Source organism: Amycolatopsis rhizosphaerae, from assembly GCF_007713715.1.
Taxonomy (GTDB): Bacteria; Actinomycetota; Actinomycetes; order Mycobacteriales; family Pseudonocardiaceae; genus Amycolatopsis_E; species Amycolatopsis_E rhizosphaerae.
Genome location: NZ_VJWX01000839.1, coordinates 1 through 1,464 on the forward strand (window position 1 = coordinate 1; position 1,464 = coordinate 1,464).

Genomic DNA, 1,464 nt, shown 5'->3' on the forward strand with positions numbered 1-1,464 from the left:
GTGCACGACCTGCCCCCGCCCGGCGACACCCGCGAGCTGCAGGAGTTCGTCGCCGCCGAACGCAGCCGCCCGCTCGACCAACACCACCCGCTGTGGGTGATCCACCTGCTGCGGGGCTACCGCGGGGGCAGCGCCATGGTGATGCGCTCGCACCACGCGATGGCCGACGGGATCCGGCTCACCCAGGTCATGTTCAGCATGTTCGACCCCATCGAGGAGGAACCCGCGGCGCCCGCCGCGCGGGTCGGGGGCATGGCGCCGCACCACGAGCCGACCACCCACCCCGCGGCCCGGTTCGCGGCGGCCACCCTGCGCGGCGTCGACCAGCTGGGCCTTCGCCTCGACCAGGCCGCCCGCCGCCTCGGGCCGGTCGCGCAGGCCGTGGTGGCGCTGCCCGCCCTGGGCACCTCGGCGGTGGTCGGTGCGGCGGGCGCCGCCGTGGATCTGGCCACCTCCGTCCTGCCGCCGGGACCGCGGCGGCTGGCCGACGCCGTGGCCAACACGGGCGTGACGGTCTGGCACAGCGCGGGCAGCGTGGCGAAGCTGTTCGGGTTCAAGGGCAGCGGACGGGCCTGGGAGGGCGAGCCCGGTGAGGAGAAGACGGCCGCCTGGGGCGAGCCGGTGCCGCTGAGCACGATCAGCCGTATCAGCCGCGCGACCGGGACCACGGTGAACGACGTGTGCACCGCGCTGGTCGCCGGTGCCATGGACCGCTACCTGGCCCGCGATCGCCCCGCCCGGGGCATCCCGCGGGACATGACCTGGATGCTGCCGGTCAGCCTGTCCCGGTTCGACGCGCAGCTCCCGCCGACGCTGGGCAACCACTTTTCGCTGGTGCTGGCGCACCTCCCGCTGGGCAGGGGCGGTTTCCACGAACGGCTCGCCGAGGTGCACCGGCGGGTGCTGCGCATCCGCGACTCCTACGAACCGGTGCTCACCCTGGTCCTGCAACAGCTGGTGAGCCAGAGCCCGCCCGCGGTCGCCGCGGCGCTGATCCGCTACTTCACGGACAAGGCGGTGGGGGTGCTGACGAACGTGCCAGGGCCGCGGTCGCCGATGGCGGTGGCAGGGGCGAAGGTGGCGGGCGTGGTCGGCTGGGCACCGTGCAGCGGGCGGCAGGCGATCACCGTGTGCATCTTCAGCTACGCGGGCCAGGTGTTCTTCGGGTTCGGCACCGATCGCAGGCTCCTGCCGGATCCCGAACGGCTGGTGGCCGCGCTGGAGGCGGAGGTCGAGGAGGCCAAGGCGCTGGCCGAGCGCAGCGTGATCCCGCTGCGGCGGGCGACGCGGGCGAAGCCGGCATGACCACCGTCCCGCCGGGGGAGGAACCGGTCGTGGTCGGCGTGGACGGCTCCGACAGCGCGCTGGACGCGGTCCGGTGGGGCGCCGCGGAGTCGGTGCGGCGGAGGCTCCCGCTGCGCCTGCTGCACGTGTGCTCCGTGCCCAGCCTCGGCCGGGATTGGC

At 74.8% G+C, this 1,464-nt stretch carries 2 protein-coding genes; both read left to right on the forward strand.

What is annotated here, in order from left to right:
- A partial coding sequence (locus FNH05_RS37290) for a WS/DGAT domain-containing protein (protein ID WP_144593527.1) occupies positions 1–1,305 on the forward strand: 1,305 nt, incomplete at its 5' end.
- On the forward strand, positions 1,302–1,464 hold a 163-nt coding region (locus FNH05_RS37295), incomplete at its 3' end, for a universal stress protein (RefSeq protein ID WP_186382947.1). The genes FNH05_RS37290 and FNH05_RS37295, both read left to right, overlap by 4 nt.